1 protein-coding gene is annotated in these 520 nt (G+C 32.7%); it reads right to left on the bottom strand.

Annotated elements, in window-relative coordinates; genetic code table 11:
• The coding region (locus N878_RS28130) for a hypothetical protein (RefSeq protein ID WP_218186895.1) at positions 1-353 on the bottom strand (353 nt) is incomplete at its 3' end.
• Positions 354-520 lie beyond the last annotated feature (167 nt).

Here is a 520-nt window from a genome sequence, read left to right on the forward strand (position 1 = left end):
TCTTGTCCTTTGTTTTGCTCTAACCATTTAACCTGTTCAGTTGGAATGCTAGCATAAAATAATGAAAGGTTAAAGATTTCATCACCAGTATAACCAATTTGTTTAGCTTTTTCTTTATCTACGCTGTATGTAAAATCATCGTTGAGTTTTAAAGCTTCTTTGACAAATTTCTCTGCTTTCTCAAAATCAGCTTCCGTTGCATGCTTTAATGCCTCGCTTACCTTCTCTTTCGATGTTAAATTGTTCATAATTGATTTTGCTTCTACGGTGTTGGCAGGAGTGCTTAAGAGGACAGTGACTAAAAGGGCAAAAGACGACAAAATGACAATTATGCTACTTTTTAGCTTACTCATTCCTTTAATCATTCCTTTCTACTAATTTGTTACATGCTAAATATTATCATATTTGGAATTTAATTTACATTACAAAACTGTGACATTTAAACTTTTTACACATTAAAAAAGCCCTGCTCATACGAGGGGGCTCAATTATTATGCGGACGATATTTTTTATTTGTTTC

It is taken from the genome of Pseudomonas sp. EGD-AK9, from assembly GCF_000465935.2.
GTDB lineage: Bacteria > Pseudomonadota > Gammaproteobacteria > Pseudomonadales > Pseudomonadaceae > Aquipseudomonas.